Source organism: Streptomyces sp. NPDC031479 (genome assembly GCF_055581065.1).
On sequence record NZ_JBVIKC010000008.1, the window covers coordinates 174,117 to 197,693 of the forward strand.

The 23,577-nt window shown below is 72.6% G+C and carries 21 protein-coding genes; 7 read left to right on the forward strand and 14 right to left on the reverse strand.

The window, feature by feature from the left end; translation table 11 throughout:
- Positions 1–56: 56 nt before the first annotated feature.
- Together ACZ5D2_RS12245 and ACZ5D2_RS12250 are read right to left on the reverse strand one after the other, a co-directional pair.
- Positions 57–1,343: a low temperature requirement protein A gene (locus ACZ5D2_RS12245; RefSeq protein ID WP_468928843.1), complete on the reverse strand. Its 1,287-nt coding sequence runs from the start codon at positions 1,341–1,343 to the stop codon at positions 57–59.
- A 62-nt stretch (positions 1,344–1,405) separates the two neighbouring features.
- Positions 1,406–1,981 carry a TetR/AcrR family transcriptional regulator gene (locus ACZ5D2_RS12250; RefSeq protein WP_356210603.1) on the reverse strand — a complete coding sequence of 192 codons (576 nt, stop codon included), beginning with the start codon at positions 1,979–1,981 and terminating at the stop codon, positions 1,406–1,408.
- Between the two features lie 141 nt (positions 1,982–2,122).
- Here ACZ5D2_RS12250 and ACZ5D2_RS12255 point away from each other — a divergent pair, with 141 nt between their 5' ends.
- On the forward strand, positions 2,123–4,573 hold the full coding sequence (locus ACZ5D2_RS12255) for a beta-glucosidase (protein ID WP_468928845.1): 2,451 nt from the start codon (positions 2,123–2,125) through the stop codon (positions 4,571–4,573).
- A gap of 152 nt (positions 4,574–4,725) precedes the next feature.
- On the opposite strand, the gene ACZ5D2_RS12260 is transcribed toward ACZ5D2_RS12255, so the two are convergent.
- Entirely contained in the window at positions 4,726–5,625 is a 900-nt protein-coding gene (locus ACZ5D2_RS12260; RefSeq protein WP_468928847.1) for an SGNH/GDSL hydrolase family protein, read from the reverse strand.
- Positions 5,626–5,876: 251 nt separating this feature from the next.
- Between ACZ5D2_RS12260 and ACZ5D2_RS12265 the strand changes: the two genes are divergently transcribed.
- Positions 5,877–6,371, forward strand: coding sequence for a DUF3145 domain-containing protein (locus ACZ5D2_RS12265; RefSeq protein WP_030160508.1), 495 nt, complete (start codon positions 5,877–5,879; stop codon positions 6,369–6,371).
- Positions 6,372–6,432: 61 nt separating this feature from the next.
- Here the strand turns inward: ACZ5D2_RS12265 and fabF are convergent, their stop codons facing one another.
- The 5 genes from fabF to ACZ5D2_RS12290 form a co-directional block, all read right to left on the reverse strand.
- Positions 6,433–7,701 (reverse strand): beta-ketoacyl-ACP synthase II, encoded by a 1,269-nt coding sequence (fabF, locus tag ACZ5D2_RS12270; protein WP_371678673.1) that lies wholly within the window; start codon positions 7,699–7,701, stop codon positions 6,433–6,435.
- 79 nt (positions 7,702–7,780) lie between these two features.
- Positions 7,781–8,029 carry an acyl carrier protein gene (locus ACZ5D2_RS12275; RefSeq protein ID WP_150519766.1) on the reverse strand — a complete coding sequence of 83 codons (249 nt, stop codon included), beginning with the start codon at positions 8,027–8,029 and terminating at the stop codon, positions 7,781–7,783.
- Positions 8,030–8,086: 57 nt separating this feature from the next.
- Positions 8,087–9,091: a ketoacyl-ACP synthase III gene (locus tag ACZ5D2_RS12280; protein ID WP_356210592.1), complete on the reverse strand. Its 1,005-nt coding sequence runs from the start codon at positions 9,089–9,091 to the stop codon at positions 8,087–8,089.
- Between the two features lie 18 nt (positions 9,092–9,109).
- Positions 9,110–10,027 (reverse strand): ACP S-malonyltransferase, encoded by a 918-nt coding sequence (locus ACZ5D2_RS12285; protein WP_266838857.1) that lies wholly within the window; start codon positions 10,025–10,027, stop codon positions 9,110–9,112.
- An 89-nt stretch (positions 10,028–10,116) separates the two neighbouring features.
- Positions 10,117–11,328 carry a PucR family transcriptional regulator gene (locus ACZ5D2_RS12290; protein ID WP_468928850.1) on the reverse strand — a complete coding sequence of 404 codons (1,212 nt, stop codon included), beginning with the start codon at positions 11,326–11,328 and terminating at the stop codon, positions 10,117–10,119.
- Positions 11,329–11,408: 80 nt separating this feature from the next.
- Between ACZ5D2_RS12290 and ACZ5D2_RS12295 the strand changes: the two genes are divergently transcribed.
- Complete coding sequence (locus ACZ5D2_RS12295; RefSeq protein ID WP_371678675.1) at positions 11,409–12,068, forward strand: pirin family protein; 660 nt, start codon at positions 11,409–11,411, stop codon at positions 12,066–12,068.
- Here the strand turns inward: ACZ5D2_RS12295 and ACZ5D2_RS12300 are convergent.
- Complete coding sequence (locus ACZ5D2_RS12300) at positions 12,065–12,883, reverse strand: serine hydrolase domain-containing protein (protein ID WP_371681277.1); 819 nt, start codon at positions 12,881–12,883, stop codon at positions 12,065–12,067. The two genes, ACZ5D2_RS12295 and ACZ5D2_RS12300, sit on opposite strands and share 4 nt — an antisense overlap.
- Before the next feature lie 79 nt (positions 12,884–12,962).
- On the opposite strand from ACZ5D2_RS12300, the gene ACZ5D2_RS12305 reads away from it, so the two are divergent.
- Both ACZ5D2_RS12305 and ACZ5D2_RS12310 read left to right on the forward strand, forming a co-directional pair.
- Positions 12,963–13,370, forward strand: coding sequence for a MerR family transcriptional regulator (locus ACZ5D2_RS12305; RefSeq protein ID WP_371678676.1), 408 nt, complete (start codon positions 12,963–12,965; stop codon positions 13,368–13,370).
- Positions 13,367–14,389 (forward strand): aldo/keto reductase, encoded by a 1,023-nt coding sequence (locus tag ACZ5D2_RS12310; RefSeq protein WP_371678677.1) that lies wholly within the window; start codon positions 13,367–13,369, stop codon positions 14,387–14,389. The genes ACZ5D2_RS12305 and ACZ5D2_RS12310 overlap by 4 nt, the downstream gene beginning before the upstream one ends.
- 37 nt (positions 14,390–14,426) lie before the next feature.
- Here ACZ5D2_RS12310 and ACZ5D2_RS12315 read toward each other — a convergent pair whose 3' ends face one another.
- From ACZ5D2_RS12315 to ACZ5D2_RS12325, 3 genes are all read right to left on the reverse strand, one after another.
- Positions 14,427–15,284, reverse strand: coding sequence for a DUF4429 domain-containing protein (locus ACZ5D2_RS12315; RefSeq protein ID WP_468928853.1), 858 nt, complete (start codon positions 15,282–15,284; stop codon positions 14,427–14,429).
- A gap of 95 nt (positions 15,285–15,379) precedes the next feature.
- Positions 15,380–16,549 (reverse strand): alpha/beta hydrolase, encoded by a 1,170-nt coding sequence (locus ACZ5D2_RS12320; RefSeq protein ID WP_371681278.1) that lies wholly within the window; start codon positions 16,547–16,549, stop codon positions 15,380–15,382.
- 211 nt (positions 16,550–16,760) lie between these two features.
- A complete protein-coding gene (locus ACZ5D2_RS12325) occupies positions 16,761–17,465 on the reverse strand; it encodes a TetR/AcrR family transcriptional regulator (protein WP_371678679.1) in 705 nt (234 codons plus the stop codon).
- A gap of 117 nt (positions 17,466–17,582) precedes the next feature.
- On the opposite strand from ACZ5D2_RS12325, the gene ACZ5D2_RS12330 reads away from it, so the two are divergent.
- A complete protein-coding gene (locus ACZ5D2_RS12330) occupies positions 17,583–19,175 on the forward strand; it encodes an MFS transporter (protein WP_371678680.1) in 1,593 nt (530 codons plus the stop codon).
- Positions 19,176–19,374: 199 nt separating this feature from the next.
- The gene (locus tag ACZ5D2_RS12335; protein ID WP_371678681.1) at positions 19,375–19,755 is read left to right on the forward strand and encodes a peptidase inhibitor family I36 protein; all 381 of its coding nucleotides are present in this window, start codon (positions 19,375–19,377) and stop codon (positions 19,753–19,755) included.
- On the opposite strand, the gene ACZ5D2_RS12340 is transcribed toward ACZ5D2_RS12335, so the two are convergent.
- Together ACZ5D2_RS12340 and aceE are read right to left on the reverse strand one after the other, a co-directional pair.
- The gene (locus ACZ5D2_RS12340; protein ID WP_371678682.1) at positions 19,736–20,587 is read right to left on the reverse strand and encodes a potassium channel family protein; all 852 of its coding nucleotides are present in this window, start codon (positions 20,585–20,587) and stop codon (positions 19,736–19,738) included. The two genes, ACZ5D2_RS12335 and ACZ5D2_RS12340, sit on opposite strands and share 20 nt — an antisense overlap.
- A gap of 84 nt (positions 20,588–20,671) precedes the next feature.
- On the reverse strand, positions 20,672–23,404 hold the full coding sequence (gene aceE, locus ACZ5D2_RS12345) for a pyruvate dehydrogenase (acetyl-transferring), homodimeric type (protein ID WP_371678683.1): 2,733 nt from the start codon (positions 23,402–23,404) through the stop codon (positions 20,672–20,674).
- Positions 23,405–23,577: the final 173 nt, after the last annotated feature.

Sequence of the window (23,577 nt, forward strand, 5' to 3'; positions counted from 1 at the left end):
CCGGTTCCGGGGCCGGGCCTCCGGGGCCGGCCCGTCCACCGGATCCCGGAAGCCCGTCAGGCCCGCTCCGCGGCCCGTCCGCGAACGGGCGGGGCGGGCTGCCCTTCGGGGGCCGGGCCGCCGGGGAGGCTGCCGTTCGCGCGCACGAGGGCCAGTTCCGTCAGGTTGAGGGCCGTCACCAGGAGGGACAGCAGCGCCAGTGCCCCCAGCGAGGGCAGCAGGGCCGCCACCGGGAGCACGGCCAGGACGACCGCGGCGGCCCCCAGCCGGGTCAGCGACCAGGAGCGGAACAGGTGCCAGCGGGTGTACCCGAAGGTGGCCAGGAAGAGCGCGCAGCCCCCGTACAGCAGGGCGGCGACGCCCAGCGGGAGCCGTTCGCCGGGGCGGGCCACCGCCTCGGCCATGCCGACGGCCACCGCGATGACCGAGGCGATCAGCGAGAGGTGCCCGTACGAGAGGACCTGCCGGGCCACGTCCGCCCGTACGGCGGCGGTCTCCAGGCCGTGGCGGACGGCGCTCGCGGCCAGGTGGAAGTACACCCACCACAGTCCGCAGACCAGGGTGAAGGCCACCGCGACGGCGGTCAGGGAACCCGCGCCCAGCTCGGGGGAGGTGGCCGCGGGCGCCCCGACGGCCACGATCGACTCGCCCAGGGCGATCATCACGAACAGCCCGAACCGTTCGGCGAGGTGCCCGGACTCGAAGGCCAGCCGGACCATGGCCCGGCGGGTCAGCCGGGGCGCGGCCAGGTCCACGGCCGCGGCCAGTGCCCACAGCCAGGTCCGGGTCCCGCCGTCGAGGAAGGCCCCGGCCAGCAGCAGCGGACCGCTGATCAGCACCGACAGGGTCACCGGGGTCGGGGTCAGCCGTCGGGAGCGGCCGTGCGCCAGGGCGGCGAGGACCACGCGGGCGCAGAAGTAGGCACCGGCGAAGAGCGCTCCGCGGTCCCCGAAGGCGCCGGGCAGGGCCAGGGCCATCATCAGGCCGCACAGGCCGGCGGCGAACAGACCGAGCCGGTTCAGCGGCCGGTCCGCGTCGTGCGTGTTGGCGTGGACGGTGTTGCCGACCCACACCCAGTAGACGGGCACGAAGACGATCAGGGCCCGGCCGGTGCCGGCCCAGCCGTGGTCGTGGTGGAGCAGTGCGGAGACCTGGGTCACCGCGAACACCAGCACCAGGTCGAAGAACAGCTCCGACCAGGCCACCTTCTTCTCCGGCGGCCCCTCCTCGGCGCCCTCCCGGCGCTGTTCCCGCCCGGGCTCCCGCTGTTCCCGCTCCGGCTCCGGCTCCGGCTCCGGCTCCTGCCCCGGCCCCGGCCCCTGCTCCCGCTTCTCCAACCCCACGGCGTGTCCCCCAGTTCCCCCGGCCGGTGTCGGGGGACAGGATGCCCGGCGGGCCGTGCGGCCTAGACGGCGGGGCCGCGCAGGAGGGTGAGGAAGGAGCGGAACGCACCGGGCATGTCCACCGATTCCGGGGCGAGCAGCCACTGGTACTGGAGGCCGTCCATCACCGCCGTCAGCAGCGGAGCGGCCTGTTCCGGGGTGAGGCCCGAGGGGAGGCGCTCGCCGAACTCGGCGCGCAACACGGCGGTCATCTCCCCGCGCACCTGGGCGTAGCGCTCGGTGAAGAACTCCCGGGCCGGGTGGCCGTCGGTGACGCTCTCGCCGAGCAGCGCCGAGAAGGTCTGCACGATGCCGGGCCGCATGGCGTTGTACTCCACCAGCGAGGCCAGCAGGTCCAGGCGCCAGGTGTCCGCGGCGGCGCGCGAGCCGCCGCCCGTGTCCCAGCGGTCGCGCTCCTCCAGGACGGCCACGAGCAGGGCCTCCTTGGTGGGGAAGTAGTGCAGCAGCCCCTGCTGGGTGAGGCCCACGCGTTCGGCGACGGAGCCCAGGGAGGCTCCCCGGTAGCCGCGCTCCGCGATCACCTCGACCGCCGCGCGGACGATCTCGCCGCGCCGCTCCTCGCTCTTCGCCCTGGCCATCGCCCGGCACCCCTTCCGTTCGTACCCGCAAGAAGGACCGTACGACATAGGGATATCACGAAAAGATTACAACTCCTACCAGTCTACAGGTGGGAGGTCCACGATGGGGGCACCACACCGCACTCACGAGGAGGCACGGCCGTGACCGATGCCGATCAGGCCCGCGACCGCATCCGCGAAGACGCCGTGGAAACGGCGCTGGGCAAGCTGGATCTCGACACCAAGACCCGCCTCCTGGCCGGCCAGGACATGTGGTCCCTGCCCGCCGTTCCCGAGATCGGGCTCCGCTCCCTGGTCATGTCCGACGGGCCCGTCGGCGTGCGGGGCGTGCGCTGGACCGCGGACGACCCGTCCGTCGCCCTGCCCTCCCCGACCGCGCTGGCCGCCGCCTGGGACCCCTCCCTCGCCCGCCGGGCCGGCCGGTTCCTCGCCCAGGAGGCCCGCCGCAAGGGCGTCCACGTCCTGCTGGCCCCCACCGTCAACCTGCACCGCTCCCCGCTCGGCGGACGCCACTTCGAGTGCTACTCCGAGGACCCCTGCCTGACCGGTGCCATCGGCAGCGGCTACGTCAACGGCGTCCAGGACGGCGGCGTCGGCACCACCGTCAAGCACTTCGTCGGCAACGACGCCGAGACGGAACGCTTCACCGTCGATTGCGTCATCGCCCCGCGCCCGCTGCGCGAGCTGTACCTGGCGCCCTTCGAGGCGATCGTGACCAACGCCCACCCCTGGGGCATCATGACCGCCTACAACCGGGTCAACGGCACCACCATGACCGAGCACCGGTACCTGGTGAACGAGGTCCTGCGCGCCCAGTGGGGCTTCGACGGCTGCAACGTCTCGGACTGGACGGCCGCACGCTCCACCACCGGGGACATCCTCGGCGGAATGGACGTGGCCATGCCCGGCCCGCAGACCGTCTACGGCCCCGCCCTCGCCGCCGCCGTCCGGGCGGGGGAGGTTCCCGAGTCCGCCGTCGACGCGGCCGTGCGCAACATGCTGCGCCTCGCCGCCCGCGTCGGCCTCCTGGACGGCGCCCCCGCCGTGGTCGCCGAGCCGCCGGCCCCCCTCGACGGGCAGGCCCTGGCCCGCGAGCTGGCCGTGCGCGGGTTCGTCCTCGTGCGCAACGAAGCCGGAGCCCTGCCGCTCGACGCGGACGCGGGCCGCACCGTCGCCCTCAGCGGCGCCGCCGCCCGCGACGCCCGTGTCCTCGGCGGCGGGTCCGCCACCGTCTTCCCCGAGCGGGTGCTCTCCCCGCTCGACGGGCTCACGGCCGCGCTCCCCGCCGGAGCGCTGACCTACACCGTCGGCGCCGACCCGAGCGGGGAACTCGTCCCCGCCGACCAGGGCTTCACACTGCGCGCCGTCTGCCGCGACGCCTCCGGGACCGTCCTGGGCGAGGGGGCTCTGCCCAGCGGCCAGGTCCAGTGGATCGGCGACGACCTGCCCGGCGACGCCTCGTACGAGACGATGGCGAGCATCGAGGTCACCGGCACCTTCGTGCCGCGCGAGAGCGGCGAGCACGCCTTCGGCACCCGGGGGCTGGGCGCCTTCGGCCTCGCCGTCGGCGGACGGGTCCTGTGGGAGGGGGTCCAGGGGCCGGGTGACGAGGCGGACCCCTTCGAGGCGTTCTTCGGCGCCCCCAGCGAACGCGCCCGCCTGTCCCTCGTCGAAGGGGAGCCCGTCGAGGTCTCGCTCACCTACCGGGTCCCCGACCTGAGCGCGATGCCGCTCAAGGCCGTCATGTTCTCCCTGCTCCACCTCGCCCCCCGGCACGACGCCGACGAGCTGATCGCCGAGGCCGTCTCGGCCGCCCGGGCCGCCGACACCGCCGTCGTGGTCGTCGCCACCACCGAGCGCGTGGAGTCCGAGGGGTTCGACCGCCGGGACCTCGTCCTGCCGGGCCGTCAGGACGACCTCGTGCGGGCCGTGGCCGCCGCCAACCCGAACACCGTGGTCGTCGTCAACGCCGGTTCCCCGGTGGAACTCCCGTGGCGCGAGGACGTCGCCGCGGTCCTGCTGACCTGGTTCCCCGGGCAGGAGGGCGGGGCCGCGGTGGCCGACGTCCTCCTCGGGCACGCCGAGCCGGGCGGGCGCCTGCCCACCACCTGGCCCGCCACCCTCGCCGACGCGCCCGTCACCGACGTGCTCCCCACCGAAGGGCGCCTGGAGTACCGCGAGGGACTCGACATCGGCTACCGGGCGTACGAGAAGCACGGCGTGACCCCCGCCTACCCCTTCGGGCACGGCCTCGGCTACACCGACTGGGCCTACGAGTCCCTGGAGGCCACCGCCGACCGCGTCCGGGTCCGCCTGGCCAACACCGGCGGCCGGCCGGGCCGCGAGGTGGTCCAGATCTACCTGGCGCCCGTGGCCGACGCCGTGGAACGCCCCGCCAGCTGGCTGGCCGCCTTCGCGGGGGTCGGGGCGGGCCCCGGGGAGAGCGTCGAGGTGGAGATCCCGCTGCCCGCCCGCGCCTTCGAGATCTGGGACGAGGCCACGAGCGGCTGGCGGCGGATCGGCGGGACGTACGAGGTGCGCGCGAGCCACTCGCACGCCGACACGCGGCTGACCGTCACGCTCGACCTGTGAACGGCCGCCCGGCGCACCCGCTCGCCCGGTGCGCGGCGGGCTCCGACCGGCGCGACACGCCGTAGGGTCGAAATGGCCGGAAAACAACCATGAATCCGGTCGGTGAACCGGACCGGGGGCGGGCCCTGACACCCGCCCCCGGTCCTTCCGCGTCAACGCGGGGGCTGCGCCGCCGTCACCTGGCGGTGGGCCAGTTCCGCGAGCCGCGCCTGTCCGTCCCGGCCCGGATGGAACCAGTCCCAGCGGCTGAGCTGTTCCGCGGAGAAGGGGTACTGGAACACCGCGCCGCCGTCGTAGCGGCACAGCGGGTCTTTCGCGCAGACCTCGCGCAGCACCTCGTTGTACTCGACCACCCGCGCCCGCACCTTCTCCCGGCGGGCCGTCGCGCCCTCCGCCCCCGACAGCGGTTCGGCGAGCATGGACTGACAGATCCCCAGCTTCCAGATCTGCCGCACCATCGGGCTGTCCTTGCCCTGCTCCCACAACCGCTGGAGGTCCGGCACGGAGGAGACGTAGACCTGGGAGGCCGGCGAGGCGGCCCGCAACCCGCTCAGGGCCTGCTCGAAACTGGCCCGGAAGTCCGCCACCGAGGTCATCGACGAAGCCGTGGGCCGGCAGGCGTCGTTCGAGCCCACCATCACCGTGACCAGGTCGGGCTTGTGCTCCGCGGCCGAGGCGAGCTGCCCCGGCAGGTCCGCCATCCGCGCTCCGGTCACCGCGAGGTTCCAGCTGCGCGCGGGTACCGCGGCCGCACCGAGCAGCCGGGCGGCGAGCGACTGCACCGCGGGGTCGTCGCCCGTGGCCCAGGAGACCTCCGGGCAGTCGGCCAGCACCGAACAGGCGTCGAACCCGCGGGTGATGGAGTCCCCGACGGCCGCGATCGACGCGGGTGCGGTGTTCCAGCGCGGCCCCGCCGCGCCCGCGCCCCGCTCGCCCGCCGGCTTCGCGCCCCCGGAGTCACAGCCGGTGACCGTCGCGGCCATGACGGCCACCGCCACGCCCGCCGCCGCGACGGTCCGGCGCACGCTGCGGCGCGGAGCGGTGGTGCGCATCGACTGGTCCCTCCCTCGTCGCCCCCGCGTCCTTCCGGGGGCGTCCTGCTGAGTGAATGCTCCGCGTTTACGGGCCTCGGAGCGACCGTACGTCACACCATGACCCCCGGCGCACGGTAGCTTTTTCCCGTGGCGTTTCGGCCGCAGGTGCCGCAGCGCAATGTCAAATAATTTCCGTTACATTACATCACGTCACATACTGTCCGTTTTCTGGAGTTTATTCCCGACCTCGTCCCACACTGGAGGTCCCGGTGACGACACGTGGAGTTCTGTACGTGCATTCCGCACCGCGCGCGCTCTGCCCGCACGTGGAATGGGCTGTTGCGGGCGTGCTCGGGGTGCGGGTGAACCTCGACTGGATCAGGCAGCCCGCCTCCCCCGGTACCTGGAGAGCCGAGTTCTCCTGGCAGGCCGAGGCGGGAACCGCCTCGAAACTCGCCTCCGCCCTGCGCGGCTGGCACCTGCTCCGCTTCGAAGTGACCGCCGAACCCTGTCCGACCGCCGAGGGCGAGCGCTACAGCTCCACCCCGGAGCTCGGCATCTTCCACGCCGTCACCGGCATGCACGGCGACATCCTGATCCCCGAGGACCGCCTGCGGGCCGCGCTCGCCCGGTCGGCACGCGGCGAGACCGACCTGGAGGCGGAGATCGCCAAACTGCTCGGCAAACCCTGGGACGACGAACTGGAGCCCTTCCGCTACGCGGGCGAGGGCGCCCCGGTCCGCTGGCTCCACCAGGTCGTCTGAGCCCAGGCCACGAGAAAGGCCCACCCGGTGTCCGGGTGGGCCTTTCTCGTGGTGCCGGTCGCTACTGGACGCTGCGGAACGCCAGCGTCACGTTGTGGCCGCCGAAGCCGAAGGAGTTGTTGATCGCGGAGATCGGGCCGTCGACGGGCAGCTTGCGGGGCTCGCCGCGCACGATGTCCGCGTCGATGTCGTCGTCGAGTTCGTCGACGTTGATCGTCGGCGGGGCGATGCGGTGGTACAGCGCCAGCACGGTCGCGACGGTCTCGATACCGCCCGCGCCGCCCAGCAGGTGACCGGTCATCGACTTGGTCGCGGAGATCGCGATGTGGTCGAGGTCGTCGCCCAGGACCTTGCGCAGGGCCTTCAGCTCGGCCGTGTCACCCTGCGGGGTCGACGTGGCGTGCGCATTCAGGTGGACCAGCTCGGCCGGGTCCAGGCCGGTGTTGTCGAGCAGGTTCTGCACGGCGGCCGCGACACCGCGGCCCGTCGGCTCCGGCTGCGCGATGTGGTGGCTGTCCGCGGACAGGCCCTGGCCCAGCACCTCGCAGTAGACCCGGGCGCCGCGCGCGGCGGCGTGCTCGGCCGACTCCAGCACCACGACGCCCGCGCCCTCGCCGAGGACGAAGCCGTCACGGCCCTTGTCGTACGGGCGGGAGGCCTGCGTCGGGTTCTCGTTGTTCTTGGACATCGCCATCATGTTGGCGAACGCCGCGATCGGCAGCGGGTGGATGGCCGCCTCGGTACCGCCGGCGACGACCACGTCGGCGCGGCCGGTACGGATCATCTCGACGGCGTAGCCGATGGCCTCGGCGCCCGACGCGCACGCGCTGACCGGGGTGTGGACACCGGCACGGGCGTTGACTTCGAGACCGACGTTGGCCGAGGGGCCGTTCGGCATGAGCATGGGGACGGTGTGCGGGGAGACCCGGCGCACACCCTTCTCCTTCAGTACGTCGTACTGGTCGAGCAGGGTCGTGACGCCGCCGATGCCGGAGGCGATCACGGTGCCCAGACGCTCGGGGACGATGGACTCGTCCTCGCCGGCCGGGGCGGTGTAACCCGCGTCGGCCCAGGCTTCGCGGGCCGCGATGACGGCGAACTGCGCCGAGCGGTCGAGCTTGCGGGCCAGCGGGCGGGGGAGTACCTCGCTCGGGTCCACGGCGGCCCGGGCGGCGATCTGAACCGGCAGTTCGGCGAAGCGCTCGCCCTCCAGGGGCGAAACGCCGGACCGGCCGGCGAGCAGACCTTCCCAGGTCGAAGCGCTGTCGCCACCCAGCGGAGTGGTTGCGCCGATACCGGTGACGACCACGGTGCGATTGGTCGGGCTCACAGGAATTCTTTCTCCACGTCTAAGGGGGTGCTGAATTGTCACGGCGCCACCGCCAGGTGGCGACAAACGCTCGTCAGGCTCAGGCCTGGTGCTTCAGGATGTAGTCCGCGGCGTCGCCGACCGTCTTGAGGTTCTTGACGTCCTCGTCCGGGATCTTCACCTCGAAGCGCTCTTCGGCGGCGACGACGACCTCGACCATGGACAGGGAGTCGACGTCCAGGTCGTCGGTGAAGGACTTGTCCAGCTGGACGTCCTCCTGCGGGATGCCGGCGATCTCGTTGACGATCTCCGCGAGACCTTCGAGGATCTCTTCCTGCGTGGCGGCCATGTGGCGCTCCTTCTGTAGCTGAGTGGGTTGATCAGGGCGGGAAGTGGATCCCGGGCCCTAGGGGAGGGTAACGACCGTCGCGGCGTAGACGAGCCCCGCCCCGAAGCCGATGACGAGCGCGGTGTCGCCGCTCTTCGCCGCTCCGGTCGCCAGGAGCCGCTCCATGGCGAGCGGGATCGAGGCGGCCGACGTGTTGCCGGTGGTTTCCACGTCACGGGCGACCGTGACGTGTTCCGGCAGCTTCAGAGTCTTCACCATCGAGTCGATGATCCGCATGTTCGCCTGGTGCGGGATGAAGACGTCCAGGTCCTCCGCGGTGATCCCGGCCGCGTCGAGCGCCTGCTGGGCCACCTTGGCCATCTCGAAGACGGCCCAGCGGAAGACCGCCTGGCCCTCCTGCGTGATGGCCGGAAACTTCTCTCCGCCGTCCTTGCCGAGGTACTCGTCCCACGGCACGGTCTGCTTGATCGTCTCGGACTTGTCGCCCTCGGAACCCCAGACCGTGGGGCCGATGGCGGGCTCGTCCGAAGGGCCGACGATCACGGCGCCGGCACCGTCGCCGAACAGGAAGGCCGTCGCGCGGTCCTCCAGGTCGGTCAGGTCCGACAGCCGCTCGACACCGATGACGAGGACGTACTGCGCCGACCCCTCGACCACCAGGCCCTTGGCGAGCGTCAGGCCGTAGCCGAAACCGGCACAGCCCGCCGAGATGTCGAACGCCGCGGGCTTGCCCGCGCCGATCCGGTGCGCGATCTCCGTCGCGACGGCGGGGGTCTGCTTGAAGTGCGAGACCGTGGAGACGATCACCGCACCGATCTGCTCCGGGGAGATCCCGGCGTCGGCGAGCGCCTTGCCGGAGGCCTCCACGGACATCGCGGCGACCGTCTCCTGGTCCGAGGCCCAGTGCCGGGTCGCGATGCCGGAACGGGAGCGGATCCACTCGTCGGACGAGTCGATCGTCTCCAGGATGACCTCGTTGGGCACCACCCGGGTCGGGCGGTAGCCGCCCACACCGAGGATGCGGGCGTACGGGGAGCCCTTGGCCGGCTTGATCTTCGACATGCTTGTGGGCTCCTTCTCTCAGGCCGCCTGCGCTGCGATGAGCGCGGCGGCCTTGTCGAGATCGTCCGGGGTCTTCAGGGCCACGCTCGGAACGCCCTTCAGCGCGCGCTTGGCCAGACCCGTCAGGGTGCCGCCGGGAGAGAGCTCGATGATCCCGGTGACGCCCAGCTCGGCGAACGTCTCCATGCACAGGTCCCAGCGGACCGGGTTGGCGACCTGGCCGACCAGGCGGGCGACGACGTCGGCGCCCTTGTCGACGACGAGGCCGTCCCGGTTCGAGACGTACTTCACCGTCGGGTCGGCCGGCGTGAGGGCCTCGGTGGCCTTCTGCAGCGCGGCCACCGCGGGCGTCATGTGGTGCGTGTGGAAGGCGCCCGCGACCTTGAGGGCGACGACCTTCATGGAACCCTCGGGCTTCTCGGCCTCCAGAGCGGCGATCTGCTCCATGGTGCCGGCGGCCACGATCTGGCCCGCCCCGTTGATGTTGGCCGGGGTCAGCCCCAGCTTCTCCAGGTGTGCGACGACCACGTCCTGGTCGCCGCCCAGGACCGCGGCCATGCCGGTCTCGGTGACGGCGGCGGCATCGGCCATGCCCAGACCGCGGGTACGGACGAAGGAGAGCGCCTCGCCCTCGGTCAGTACGCCGGCGTAGGCGGCGGCGGTGATCTCACCGACGCTGTGCCCGGCGACGGCGCCGAAGGCCGAGGGGGAACCGAGGGCGGAAGCGGACAGCAGGCCCGCCGCGACCAGCAGCGGCTGGGCCACGGCCGTGTCGCGGATCTCGTCCGCGTCGGCGTTCGTGCCGTAGTGGGCAAGGTCGAGCCCGATGGCGTCCGACCACCCGGCGACGCGTTCGGCGGCGCCGGGGAGTTCGAGCCAGGGAGTCAGGAAGCCGGGCGTCTGAGCGCCTTGGCCGGGAGCGACGAGTACGAGCACCCTCACACTCTCTCTTGTGGACGGTCCCCGCCGCCCGTGGGGACAGGGACGAAGAACCGTCGGGCTAATTGTTGATGTCCGACAAAAGTCTAGGACTGAGGATCTCCGTCGGCCAGACGTCCGAGGATCAGGGCGATCCGCAGCGTGAACGCCGAACGAACGTCGGAGGGTGACCATCCGGTGACGTCGGTCACACGTCGGAGCCGGTAGCGCACCGTGTTGGGGTGCACGAACAACATCCGCGCGGCCCCCTCCAGGCTGCTCGCCTGCTCCAGGTAGACGCTCAGCGTCTCCAGCAGCGCCGAGCCCGCCTCCTCCAGCGGTCTGTAGATCTCCTCCACCAGCTGCTCCCTGGCCGAGGGATCGGAGGCGATCGCGCGCTCCGGCAGAAGATCGTCTGCCAGTACCGGGCGCGGCGCGTCCTGCCAGGCGGTGCAGGCCTTGAGGCCGGCCGCCGCCGCCTGCGCCGACTTCGTCGCGTTCAGCAGGTCGGGCACCACCGGACCGGCCACCACGGGACCGGCCGCGAACGGGCCGATCAGGGACTTCGCCACCTGCATCGGGTTGTCGCTGCCGCCCGCGATCACCACGAGCCGGTCGCCGAGCACCCCGGTGAGCACCTGGAGCTTGTGGTGGCGCGCCGCGCGCCGGATCGCCTCGACCGTCAGCTCGCTGTCCCCGTCCGGCGCGGTGCCCAGCACCACGCACACGTGCTCCGGCGAATTCCAGCCAAGGGCCGCCGCCCGGGACAGCGCGCCCTCGTCGGCCTCGCCCGACAGCACGGCGTTGACGACCAGGGACTCCAGCCGGGCGTCCCACGCCCCCCGCGCCTCGGCCGCCTGGGCGTACACCTGGGCGGTCGCGAAGGCGATCTCGCGGGCGTACACCAGCAGCGCCTCGCGCAGGATCGACTCGTCGCCCGGGGCCGCGACCTCGTCGATCGCGGCCTCCATGACCTCGATCGTCGTACGGACCATCTCGACGGTCTGGCGCAGGGTGATCGCCCGGGTCAGCTCGCGCGGAGCCGTCCCGAAGACGTCGGTGGAGATGGCCTGCGGGGTCTCCGGGTGCCGGAACCACTCCGTGAACGCGGCGATGCCGGCCTGCGCCACCAGGCCGATCCACGACCGGTTCTCCGGCGGCATCGCCCGGTACCACGGCAGGGTCTCGTCCATCCGAGCGATGGCGTTGGCGGCGAGCCGGCCGGAGGACTTCTCCAGCCGGCGCAGCGTCGCGCTGTGGGGGTGGGGCGGATGCGCGGGACGGGTCTCGGGGGACTGCTCACGTTCGGGTTGGGGCACGGGACAAGACTGCCTTATCAGCGCCCCGGCGCGGACGCGGGTCCGCGGCGGGCCCCCGGACGGGGGCTACGGTGGCCCCCATGATTGATGTACGCCGTGCTGCGGACCGGTACGAGGGAGGGGACGCGGGTGCCGGGATCGGCACCCGCCACGCCTTCTCCTTCGGGTCCTTCTACGACCCGGACAACATCCGCTTCGGCCCGGTGCTGGCCTGCAACGAGGAACGCCTCGCGCCCGGATCGGGCTTCGACGAGCACCCGCACAGCCACACCGAGATCGTCACCTGGGTGGTGGAGGGCGAACTCACCCACCGGGACAGCACCACCGGCGACACCGGCGTGGTCCGCCCCGGCGACGTCCAGCGGCTGGGCGCCGGCGCCGGTGCCCGGCACGTCGAGCGCAACGACGGCGCGGCCCCGCTGCGGTTCGTACAGATGTGGCTCGCGCCGCTGACGGCGGGCGGGGAGCCCGCGTACGAGGTCGTACGAGGCCTCGCGGACGGCACCCCCTACGAGCTCCCGGCGGCCGGAGCGGTGCTGCACGTGCGGCGGCCGGGTGCGGGCGAGCGGGTCCCCGTACCGGACGCCGAACGGGTCTACCTGCACGTGGTGCGCGGGGACCTGCGGCTCGACGGCGCGGAGCTGGGTCCCGGGGACTCGGCGCGGATCACCGGCGAGAAGGGCCTGGAGATCACCGCCGGGTCCCCGGGGGAGCTGCTGATCTGGGAGCTCCCCGCCTAGGCGGAGCGCAGCTCCGCGAGGACCGCGTCGGTGAAGGGGGTCCACGCCTCCACCGCCCAGGGGCCGAAGGCCCGGTCGGTCAGGGCCACGCAGGCGGCGCGGGCGTCCGGGTCCACCCACAGGAAGGTGCCGGACTGGCCGAAGTGGCCGAAGGTGCGCGGGGAGGACGTGGTGCCCGTCCAGTGCGGGGACTTGCCGTCGCGGATCTCCAGACCGAGGCCCCAGTCGTTGGGGGACTGGTGCCCGAAGCCCGGCAGGACGCCCTTGAGGCCCGGGTGCACCACGGAGGTGGCCTCGGCGACCGTGCGGACGTCCAGCAGGCGGGGCGCCTGGAGCTCGGCGGCGAAGCGCGCCAGGTCGGACACGGTGGAGACGCCGTCCTTGGCGGGCGAGCCCTCCAGGGTGGTCGAAGTCATGCCCAGCGGCTCGAAGACGGCCTGGTGCAGGTACTCCGCGAAGGGGATCCCGGTGGCCTTGGCCAGATGGTCGCCCAGCACCTCGAAACCGGCGTTCGAGTACAGTCGCCGCTCCCCGGGCGGGGCCATCGCGCGGTGCTCGTCGAAGGCCAGTCCGCTGGTGTGCGCGAGCAGGTGACGGACCGTCGAGCCCTCGGGGCCCGCCGGTTCGTCCAGCTCGACCGCCCCTTCCTCGTACGCGACGAGGGCGGCGTACGCGGCGAGCGGCTTGGTGACCGAGGCCAGCGGGAAACGGTGGTCCAGCGGCCCGTGGGAGCCGGCCAGGCTCCCGTCGGCGCGGACGACGGCGGCCGCGGCGGTCGGCACCGGCCAGGTCTCGACGGCCCGCAGGCTGTTCAGGGTGTTGACGGGATCCAGGCTCTCCATGCGGCCGAGCCTACTTGCTTGGAGTGCACTCCAGGGTTTTAGCGTTGAGGCCATGAGCCAGAGCCTGACGCAGACGCGGTACACGATCAGCGAGGTCGAGGCCCGGACGGGGCTGACCCAGCACACGCTGCGCTGGTACGAGCGCATCGGGCTGATGCCACACGTGGACCGCTCCCATTCGGGACAGCGGCGGTTCACCGACAAGGACCTCGGCTGGCTGGCCTTCGTGGGCAAGCTGCGCGCGACCGGGATGTCGGTGGCGGACATGGTCCGCTACGCCGAACTCGTCCGGGAGGGCGAGCACACCGTCGACGAGCGCCGCGCCCTGCTGGAGCACACGCGCCGGGAGGTGCGGGCACGCCTCGCGGAGCTGACCGACGCGCTGGGCGTACTGGACTGCAAGATCGAGATGTATGCGATGAACACGATGAACGCGGCCACGGGGAAGGCACAGTCATGACGGAGCGCACCACCATCGAGCGGGCCGAACTGGGCAAGGGCGGACCGGTCGTCGGCATCCAGGGCCTCGGCTGCATGGGCATGAGCGAGTTCTACGGGGACACCGACGAGGCGGCGGCCCGAGCGACCCTGGACGCGGCGCTGGCCGCCGGGGTCACCCTCTTCGACACGGCCGACGCCTACGGCAGCGGGGCGAACGAGGAGTTCCTGGCGCCCTTCGTGGCCGCCCACCGGGACGAGATCACCCTCGCCACCAAGTTCGCCCTGGAGCGCCGCACCGACGACCCGGCGTACCGGGGCATCCGCAACGACCGCGCGTACATCCGCGGGGCCGTCGAGGACAGCCTGCGGCGGCTCGGGGTGGACGTGATCGACCTCTACTACATGCACCGCCGTGACCCGGCCGTGCCGTTCGCCGAGTCGGTGGGCGCCATGGCCGAGCTGGTGCGGGAGGGGAAGGTGCGCCACCTCGGGCTCAGCGAGGTCACGGGGGCCGAGCTGCGGGAGGCGTACGCGGTGCACCCGATCGCGGCGCTGCAGTCGGAGTGGTCCCTGTTCAGCCGGGACGTGGAGCGCAGCGCGGTGGGCGCGGCGGCGGAACTGGGCGTGGCCTTCGTGCCGTACTCCCCGCTCGGACGGGGCTTCCTGACGGGCGCCTTCGCGGACGCGGCGGCAGACCTGGCGGCCGGGGACTACCGGCAGCACCAGCCCCGCTTCACCGGGGACAACGCGAAGACCAACGCGGCGCTGCTGGACCCGGTCCGGGAGATCGCGGCCGCGCACGGGGCCTCCCCGGCGCAGATCGCGCTGGCCTGGGTGCAGCAGCGGGCGGCGGTGCACGGCCTGACGGTGGTCCCGATCCCGGGCACCCGCAAACCGGAGCGGGTCGCGGAGAACACCGCGGCGACCCGGATCACGCTGACCGCGCCGGAGCTCGCCCTGCTGGAGCCGATCGCCGGCCGGGTCGCGGGGGACCGCTACCCGGACATGACCTTCAGCTCGGCGGCGCGCGAGGAGTAGGACCGGGCCGCGGCCCTTCGCCGGCCGCCGCTCGCGGTTACGCGTCCGCGGCGAGGCGGTCGCGCAGGGCGGCGTACTCGGAGTCGGTCAGCAGGCCCGCCCCGTAGAGCTCGCCCAGGTGCTGGAGGCGGCCGTCCTCGCCGGAGCGGGCCCGCGGCAGGGAGGCCACGGGGGTGCGGGCGCGCAGGGCCGCGAGGACGGCGGCGGCGAAGGGCAGCGATTCGTGCACGGCCCCGTACCCGACCCCGAACACGGCGGCGGCCAGGTCGTGGTCGGCGCGGGGGTCCCCGACCCCGGGGGCGGGGTCGCGGGGCAGCAGGCGCAGGTGCCCGGCGCCGGGGCGTTCCGGGGAGACCCACTCGACGCCGGACAGGGAGGTCAGGGCGAAGCGCTGGTCGCCGGACCGCCACTTGGTGCTGGATGCGCCGGTGCGCGACCACTGGAAGGTGACCGCCGAGCCGTCGAAGCCCACCCGGGCGTCGTACGCCTTCAGCTGGAGGGGCGGCTGCGGGACCTCGACCAGGAACCGGTCGGCGGGCTCGTCGGCCCCGGGCCCGAGCCGGCCGCGCAGGGCCTCGGCGAAGGCCTCGGCTTCGGCCGCCCGGTCCGCGGGGAGCGTGAGCCGGTACGGGTCGCAGGCCTCCTTGAGCTGCCCGGCGGCAGCCTCCATCAGCGGATCGGCTCCCGGACGCGGTACGGCGCGCAGCACCACCGCGTCGCGCCGGCCGCCCGCGGACACCTCGACGCTCACCCCGGACAACGCTTCCAGGGGGATCCTGCGCCCACCCAGCGCGTTCCAGAGCCGTGGAGTTCGCATCCCCCGTGCGAAGCGGATGAGCACCGAGTCCGAGTCGAACTCCCAGACGGCATGATTTCCGGCCAGTACGTCACCCATGCGGCACATCGTAAAGGGAGGCGCCCCCGCGCGTCCCCCCGGTCGGCAGGGACGATTTTTCCGTTCGCTACGGCCGCCGGGCGGGGAGGGCGCCCTCAGTGCCCTTCCGAGCCGGAAATTCCTCGTCGGCAGTCGTCGGAGCCGCTCGCACATGCGACGGAACCGAAGGCGCCGGTTCCGATCTTGGCGAAATTGTCCAAGGAGGACGTCCCTGGCTCGAAATAGCCGGTGTGGCTCTTGGCCCCGGCCGAGGACAGCAGCCGGGCGCCGAAGTCCGGGGAGACCGGGTCGGCCCCGTGGCCCAGCCCGCCGACCTCCAGGTGCGGTACGTCGGCGATCCAGTCGCCCTCGTCGCGCATCGCCCAGACCCGCGCGGAGGTGTGCAGATCGGCGGCGTTCTCGGCCCGCATGCCGGGGCTTCCCGCCACCACCAGGTCGGTCACCCGGTCCGGCAGCCGGTGCGCGGCCACCCCGCACACCACCGATCCGTAGCTGTGGCAGAACAGGACCACGCCGGCGTTCCCCGGCAGGGCCGCCGTCAGCGCCTCCAGCCGCGCGGCGCCCTGGACGGCGAGCCGGCCGGTCGCCGCGTCCACGCCGAGCCCGGTGGGCGCGGTGTAGCCCGCCCAGGCGATGACGGCGTTCTGCTCGTCGGGCCGGGCCGCGCGCTCGGCCTCGTAGAGGGACTGGGCCATGCCGACGGGGGCGGTGAGGCGGCGCGTGGAGCGCTCGAAGGTGACCGCGTCGGTGTCGACGCCGGGGACGATCACCGAGACCCGGCGCGCGGCCCGCAGGTCACCGAAGACCTCGGCGGCGAGGCCGCCCCCGGTGGGGTCGAAGACGAAGATCTGCCGGCCGGGCTCGGCCAGCGATTCGAAACGGTGGGCCCGGCGCACGGCGGTCGAGCGGTCGGCCGGGGTCAGGGCCACGTCCCGGCCGCGGGCCTCCTCGACCCGTGCGGCCTGCACGAGGGAGTTGTGGTTGGCCCGGTAGCGGGTCTCGGCCGGGACCCCGTTGAGGTTCCCGACCACGAGCGGGAAGCCGTCGGCGAGGCGGGCGCGCTGGGCGGTGTCGAGGTCGGCGAAGAAGCGGGCCACCGTCCGCACCGGGGCGTCGGCGGCCGGTACGGCCCGGCCGTCGATCCGGGCCGCGGACCATGCGGCGAGGGCGGCCGCCCGCGGCGCGGTGCCCGCCTCGGGCGGGTGCACCGCGGTCCAGCCGGTGGTCGCCAGCATGAGGAAGACGACGGCGAGCGCGAGCATCATGCGCAGAGCGGCCGGACGCGCGAGGGCGTCGGCGGTGTCGTCGGCTTCGACGGCGGGAGGGGCGTGGCGGCCGGGCAGGTTCACTGGAGCCAGCGTAGGAGACGGCTGGAGCCGACGGTGCCCCGGGTGACAGGTCTCACGGCCGGCCGAGGGACGCACCACCCGTCCGGTTACGGTGAGTTGCGGTCCGGACCCCCGGTGCGGCGGTGCCTCAGACCCCGGTGGGGGAGCCGGCGGGGGCGGTGCGGGAGGCCGCCGCAGGCCGCTGCCAGTGGGCCGCCAGGGCCGGACGGATCTGATCCAGATAGGCCTCGGTCATCCGCCGGATCGCCTCGACGCTGGTGTCCTCGCCCTGCCCCCACAGCCGCCCGGTGACGCGCATCACGCCGCAGAAGGCGGCCACCGCCACCCGGGGCCGCGGGTCGGCGTCGAGGTCCAGCCCCTCGCGGTCGGCGATCAGCCGGGCGATCCGCTCCTCCAGCTCGGTGGAGCGCCGCAGGTGCACGGCGAGCAGGGCCGGAGTGGACTCGATCAGTTGGTATCCCCGCATGTAGAGGTCCACGGGGACCACCTCGGAGATGGCCTCCTCGACCGTGTCCCAGGCGGCGAGCACGGCGCCGCGCATGGCCTCCACGGGGCCCTCGGAGGCCGGGCGGGCCCGCAGCGCGGCGACGAAGTGCGACTCGACCAGGTCCTGGACGGCGAAGGCGACCTCCTCCTTGTTCGCGAAGTAGCGGAAGAACGTGCGCTGGGAGACCTCCACGGCGTCGGTGATCTCGTCCACCGTCGTCCGGTCGTAGCCCTGGGAGACGAACAGGAGCAGGGCGGCGCGCAGCAGTGCGTCCCGGGTGCGCCGCTTCTTGCGTTCGCGCAGACCGGTCGCCGGGGCGTCCGGTGCCGGCCGCGGGTCGGTCATCACCGAGGGGTCCTTTCTGACGCTGAGTGAGCGGTCAGGGTACCTGTGACCGACCTGACAGCGACTGTCCCGTTGAGCCGTTTGTGAAGTGTCAGTCACTGTCACTAGCCTGTCCGCATGACGAGTCAGATCACCCTCGCCAAGGAATCGGACCCCGCGCCCGGCCGCACCGGATGGCGCGGCCACCCGTGGCTCACCCTGTTCGCCGTGGCGGTCGGGGTCATGATGGTCACCCTCGACGGCACGATCGTCGCCGTCGCCAACCCCGCCATCCAGAAGGACCTCGGCGCCACGCTCGCCGAGGTGCAGTGGATCACCAACGGCTACCTGCTGGCCCTCGCGGTCTCGCTGATCACCGCCGGCAAGCTCGGCGACCGCTTCGGACACCGCCAGACCTTCCTCATAGGCATCGCGGGCTTCGCGCTCTCCTCGGCCGCGATCGGCCTCTCCACCGGCGTCGGCCTGGTCATCGGCTTCCGCGTCGCCCAGGGCGTCTTCGGCGCCCTGCTGATGCCCGCGGCCCTCGGCCTGCTGCGCGCCACCTTCCCCGCCGAGAAGCTCAACATGGCCATCGGCATCTGGGGCATGGTCATCGGCGCCTCGACGGCCGCCGGGCCCATCGTCGGGGGCCTGCTCGTCGAGCACGTCAGCTGGCAGTCCGTCTTCTTCATCAACGTGCCCGTCGGCGTCGTCGCCCTGCTCTTCGGCCTGGTCATCCTGCTCGACCACCGGGCCGAGAACGCCCCGCGCTCCTTCGACCTCGTCGGCATCGTGCTGCTGTCGGTGGCGATGTTCTCCCTGATCTGGGCCCTGATCAAGGCCGCCGAGTGGGGCTGGGGCGACACCCGGACCCTGCTGTTCCTCGGCGGGTCGGCCCTCTGCTTCGTGCTCTTCGCCGTCTGGGAGTCCAAGGTCTCCGAGCCGCTGATCCCGCTCGGGATGTTCCGCTCGCTGCCGCTGTCCGCGGGTACCGTCCTGATGGTCCTGATGGCCTTCGCCTTCATGGGCGGGCTCTTCTTCGTCACCTTCTACCTGCAGAACGTGCACGGCATGAGCCCCGTCGACAGCGGGCTGCACCTGCTGCCGCTCACCGGCATGATGATCATCGGCTCGCCGCTGGCCGGCGCCGCCATCACCAAGGTCGGCCCGCGCGTCCCGCTCGTCGCCGGCATGGTCGCCACCGCCGGCGCCTGCTTCGGGATGGCCCGGCTCACCCCGGACACCGCCACCCTCACCATGTCGCTCTGGTTCGCGCTCCTCGGCCTCGGCCTCGCGCCCGTCATGGTCGGCGCCACCGAGGTCATCGTCGGCAACGCCCCGCTGGAGCTCTCGGGCGTGGCCGGCGGGCTCCAGCAGGCCGCCATGCAGGTCGGCGGAAGCCTCGGCACCGCCGTCCTCGGAGCGGTCATGGCGGCCAAGGTCAGTGACACGTTCGGGGACAACTGGACGCGGGCGCAGCTGCCCCCGCTCACCCCGGAGCAGCTCGACCTCGCCGGGAAGGGGGTCCAGGTCGGCATCGCCCCGGTGCCGCCCGGCGCCCCCGAGCCGGTCGCCCGGGCCATCGCCTCGGTCGCCCACGACACCTTCGTGTCCGGCATGAGCACCGCCTTCACCGTGGCGGGCGTCGTCGCGGTCCTCGCCGCGATCGTGGCCTGCTTCACCAAGCGCGGGGCGAACGCCGGCGCCGGAGCGGGCGCGGCCCACATCTGAGCCACCCGCCCGGCCGTTACCGCCGGGTCAACCCCGCTTCCCCCGCAGCCCCGCCGGACGGTTCCGGCGGGGCTGTCGCCTATCAGGGTGGACCCGTCCGCAGCCCCTTCCGCTCGACCGTCGCCGCAGGTCAGCGTGGTGCCACGGAGCCTTCGGAAACCGTCCGGGGCCCGGCCGTCAACAAGGAGACGATTCCGCCATGCGTACGTGGACCACCGCTCGCGCCACCACCCTCGCCGCCGCCCTCCTGGCCGCCACCGCCTTCGTCCCCGGCACCGCCACCGGCGCCCACGCGGCGGGCGCGCCGTCCTGTGCCACGGGCGAGCTGTGCCTGTGGGCCAAGCCGGACTTCAAGGGCGCCAAGCAGACCTACGACCTCAGCACCCTCTCCATCAACAGCTGCACCGCGCTGCCCGCCGGGAACTACCAGTCGCTCATCAACCGGACCGGGCGCCCGGTGACCACGTACCAGTCGGACGTCTGCGCCGAGACCGGCGAGTTCCAGACCTATCCGGGCGACGGGGTCCTGCTGCCCCAGTCGCCGTACCAGGTCAGGGCGTTCAAGGTGTGGGAGACGTAACCCCCGCCGGGTCGGCGGAGGCGGCGACGGAGGCTGCGGCTGCTGAGGAAGGGGAGGGGGAGGGGGAGGGGGAAGCGTCGGCGGCGGCCTGGGCGGGCATCGGGCCCGGGGCGCCGCCCAGCCGGGCGACCTCGTCCCGCAGCGCCCGTACCTCGTCCTGCAGCTCGCGCAGGACCGCCAGCTGCAGCCGCTCCACCTGGTCGTCCCGCTCGAAACGGGCGATGAACCAGGCGGCGATGTTCGCCGTCACCACACCGAGCAGGGCGATCCCGGACAGCATCAGCCCCACCGCCACCAGCCGGCCGAGGCCCGTGGTGGGGGAGTGGTCCCCGTACCCGACCGTCGTCATGGTGGTGAAGGACCACCACACCGCGTCGCCCAGGTTCTTGATGTTCCCCTGGGGGGCGTCCCGCTCCACGCTCAGCACCGCCAGCGAGCCGAACATCAGCAGCCCCACCACGGCCCCGGCCACGTACGTCGTCAGCCGCACCTGCGGGGCCATCCGGGCCCGCCGGCCCACCAGCATCAGCGTCGCGACCAGCCGCAGCAGCCGCAGCGGCTGCACCAGCGGCAGCACCACCGCGGCCAGGTCCAGCCAGTGCGTCCGCACGAACACCCGCCGGTCCGCCGCCAGGCCCAGCCGCACCATGTAGTCCACCGCGAACGCCGCCCACACCACCCACTCCGCGTGGGTACAGGCCCGGTGCACCCCCTCGCCCGCGTCGGGGGCCACGATCGGCACGGCGTAGGCGACGGCGAAGGCCACGGCGAGCACCAGCAGCGGGACCTGCGTACGGCGCTCCCACCGTGCCTGGCGGGAGGGTTGTTTCATCCCAGCATCGTAAAGAACGGGTAAGGGGCGCCGGGACAGGTGTCCCGGCGCCCCCTCGCAAGAGTGACCCCGCGCCCCGTGGGGCTACGCGTCGCCGCCCGCCGCGCCCGGGTCGGCCGCCGTGACGTCCAGCAGCTGGTACCGGTCGATCGCCTGCTTCAGCACGGAGCGGTCGATCTTCCCCGCACGGGCCAGCTCGGTGAGCGTCGCCAGGACCACCGACTGGGCGTCGATGTGGAAGAAGCGCCGCGCCGCGCCGCGCGTGTCGGCGAAACCGAAGCCGTCCGCGCCCAGCGAGGTGTACGCCCCCGGGATCCAGCGCGCGATCTGGTCCGGCACCGAGCGCATCCAGTCCGAGACCGCCACGAACGGCCCCTCCGCGCCCGACAGCTTCCGCGTCACGTACGGGACGCGCTGCTCCTCCTCCGGGTGGAGCAGGTTGTGCTCGTCGACCTCGACGGCCTCGCGGCGCAGCTCGTTCCAGGAGGTCGCCGACCAGACGTCCGCCCGCACGTTCCAGTCGGCCGCCAGGATCCGCTGCGCCTCCAGCGCCCACGGCACCGCCACGCCCGAGGCCAGGATCTGGGCCCCGATCGTGCCGGCCGTGCCCGTCGAGACCCGGTGGATGCCCTTGAGGATGCCGTCCACGTCCACGTCGGCCGGTTCGGCCGGGTGCTGGATCGGCTCGTTGTAGACCGTCAGGTAGTAGAAGACGTCCTCGGCGTCGGGGCCGTACATCCGTCGCAGACCGTCCTTGACGATGTGCGCGATCTCGTAGCCGTAGGCCGGGTCGTACGCCACGCAGCCCGGGTTGGTCGACGCCAGCAGCTGGGAGTGACCGTCGGCGTGCTGGAGGCCCTCACCCGTGAGGGTGGTCCGGCCGGCGGTCGCGCCGAGGACGAAACCGCGCGCCAGCTGGTCGGCCATCTGCCAGAACTGGTCACCCGTGCGCTGGAAACCGAACATCGAGTAGAAGACGTAGACCGGGATCAGCGGCTCGCCGTGCGTCGCGTACGCCGAACCCGCGGCGATCAGCGAGGCCGTGCAGCCCGCCTCCGAGATGCCGTCGTGCAGCATCTGGCCGGTCGGGGACTCCTTGTACGCGAGCAGCAGGTCGCGGTCGACCGCCTCGTACTGCTGGCCCAGCGGGTTGTAGATCTTGGCGCTCGGGAAGAACGCGTCCATGCCGAAGGTGCGGTACTCGTCGGGGGCGATCAGCACGAAGCGCTTGCCGATCTCCTTGTCCCGCATCAGGTCCTTCAGGATGCGGACGAACGCCATGGTGGTGGCGATCGACTGGTGGCCCGAGCCCTTCCGGGCGGCCGCGTACGTCTTGTCGTCCGGCAGCTGCAGCGGCTTGGCGCGCACCACGCGGGTGGGCACGTAGCCGCCCAGCGCGCTGCGGCGGTCGTGCATGTACTGGATCTCGGGCGAGTTGCGGCCCGGGTGGTAGTACGGCGGGGCGCCGCCCTCCAGCTGCGCATCGGTGACCGGGATGTGCAGGCGGTCGCGGAAGCGCTTGAGGTCGTCGACCGTCAGCTTCTTCATCTGGTGCGTGGCGTTGCGACCCTCGAAGTTCGGGCCCAGCGTCCAGCCCTTGACCGTCTGCGCCAGGATCACCGTCGGCTGGCCCTTGTGGGCCTTGGCCGCCGCGTAGGCCGCGTAGACCTTCTTGTGGTCGTGACCGCCGCGGCCCAGGTGCTGGATCTGCTGGTCCGTCATGTTCTCGACCATCGCGCGCAGCCGCTGGTCGCCGCCGAAGAAGTGCTCGCGGACGTAGGAGCCGGACTCGGTGGCGTACGTCTGGAACTGTCCGTCCGGGGTGGAGTTCATCTTGTTGACCAGGATGCCGTCGCGGTCCTGGGCCAGCAGCGGGTCCCAGGAGCGGTCCCAGATCAGCTTGATGACGTTCCAGCCGGCCCCGCGGAACTGCGACTCCAGCTCCTGGATGATCTTTCCGTTGCCGCGCACCGGGCCGTCGAGGCGCTGGAGGTTGCAGTTCACCACGAAGGTCAGGTTGTCCAGGCCCTCGCGCGCGGCGATGGACAGCTGGCCCAGCGACTCCGGCTCGTCCATCTCGCCGTCGCCGAGGTACGCCCAGACGTGTGACTTGGAGGTGTCGGCGATCCCGCGCGCCTCCATGTACCGGTTCATCCGCGCCTGGTAGATCGCGCCGAGGGGGCCGAGGCCCATCGAGACGGTCGGGAACTCCCAGAAGTCCGGCATCAGCCGCGGGTGGGGGTAGCTGGACAGCCCGTACGGGGCCTTCGACTTCTCCTGCCGGAACGCGTCGAGCTGCTGCTCGGAGAGCCGGTCCAGGAGGTAGGCGCGGGCGTAGATGCCGGGCGAGGCGTGGCCCTGGAAGAAGATCTGGTCGCCGCCGTCGCCCTCGTCCTTGCCGCGGAAGAAGTGGTTGAAGCCCACGTCGTAGAGGGAGGCGGAGGAGGCGAAGGTCGCGATGTGGCCGCCGACACCGATGCCGGGACGCTGGGCGCGCGAGACCATGACGGCGGCGTTCCAGCGGGTGGCGTTGAGGACCTTGCGCTCGATCTCCTCGTTGCCGGGGAAGAAGGGCTCGTCCTTGGTGGCGATCGTGTTGACGTAGTCCGAGCTGCGCATCTCGGGCACGGCCACGCGCTTCTCGCGGGCCCGCTCGATCAGCCTCAGCATCAGGTAGCGGGCCCGTTCCCGGCCCCGCTCGTCGATGGCGGCGTCGAGGGAGTCGAGCCACTCCTGCGTCTCCTCCGGATCGAAGTCCGGGACCTGGCTCGGCAGGCCGCCAATGATGATCGGATTGCGATCGGATGCGGAAGCCACGCTGTTCCTTCGCTGTCGGGGGAGTCGTGCCTTGGGTCGCCGCCTCCCATGGTCTTACGCCCGGCCGAAATCTTCACCTCTACCACTGGGTAACACCTGGAGCGGGGGAGGAGCGTCCGCCCGGCCGGGCCGGGGGTCGGGCCAAATCGCAACCTTACGCCCAAGACGATCAG

What these genes read in the sequence shown, in the direction of transcription:
- ACZ5D2_RS12250 (WP_356210603.1), bottom strand. Translation starts at nt 1,981, where the DNA reads ATGGCCAGGGCGAAGAGCGAGGAGCGGCGCGGCGAGATCGTCCGCGCG.
- ACZ5D2_RS12260 (WP_468928847.1), bottom strand. Translation starts at nt 5,625, where the DNA reads ATGCGCACCACCGCTCCGCGCCGCAGCGTGCGCCGGACCGTCGCGGCG.
- ACZ5D2_RS12275 (WP_150519766.1), bottom strand. Translation starts at nt 8,029, where the DNA reads ATGGCCGCCACGCAGGAAGAGATCCTCGAAGGTCTCGCGGAGATCGTC.
- ACZ5D2_RS12280 (WP_356210592.1), bottom strand. Translation starts at nt 9,091, where the DNA reads ATGTCGAAGATCAAGCCGGCCAAGGGCTCCCCGTACGCCCGCATCCTC.
- ACZ5D2_RS12295 (WP_371678675.1), top strand. Translation starts at nt 11,409, where the DNA reads ATGATTGATGTACGCCGTGCTGCGGACCGGTACGAGGGAGGGGACGCG.
- ACZ5D2_RS12305 (WP_371678676.1), top strand. Translation starts at nt 12,963, where the DNA reads ATGAGCCAGAGCCTGACGCAGACGCGGTACACGATCAGCGAGGTCGAG.
- ACZ5D2_RS12310 (WP_371678677.1), top strand. Translation starts at nt 13,367, where the DNA reads ATGACGGAGCGCACCACCATCGAGCGGGCCGAACTGGGCAAGGGCGGA.
- ACZ5D2_RS12315 (WP_468928853.1), bottom strand. Translation starts at nt 15,284, where the DNA reads ATGGGTGACGTACTGGCCGGAAATCATGCCGTCTGGGAGTTCGACTCG.
- ACZ5D2_RS12320 (WP_371681278.1), bottom strand. Translation starts at nt 16,549, where the DNA reads ATGATGCTCGCGCTCGCCGTCGTCTTCCTCATGCTGGCGACCACCGGC.
- ACZ5D2_RS12325 (WP_371678679.1), bottom strand. Translation starts at nt 17,465, where the DNA reads ATGACCGACCCGCGGCCGGCACCGGACGCCCCGGCGACCGGTCTGCGC.
- ACZ5D2_RS12330 (WP_371678680.1), top strand. Translation starts at nt 17,583, where the DNA reads ATGACGAGTCAGATCACCCTCGCCAAGGAATCGGACCCCGCGCCCGGC.
- ACZ5D2_RS12335 (WP_371678681.1), top strand. Translation starts at nt 19,375, where the DNA reads ATGCGTACGTGGACCACCGCTCGCGCCACCACCCTCGCCGCCGCCCTC.
- ACZ5D2_RS12340 (WP_371678682.1), bottom strand. Translation starts at nt 20,587, where the DNA reads ATGAAACAACCCTCCCGCCAGGCACGGTGGGAGCGCCGTACGCAGGTC.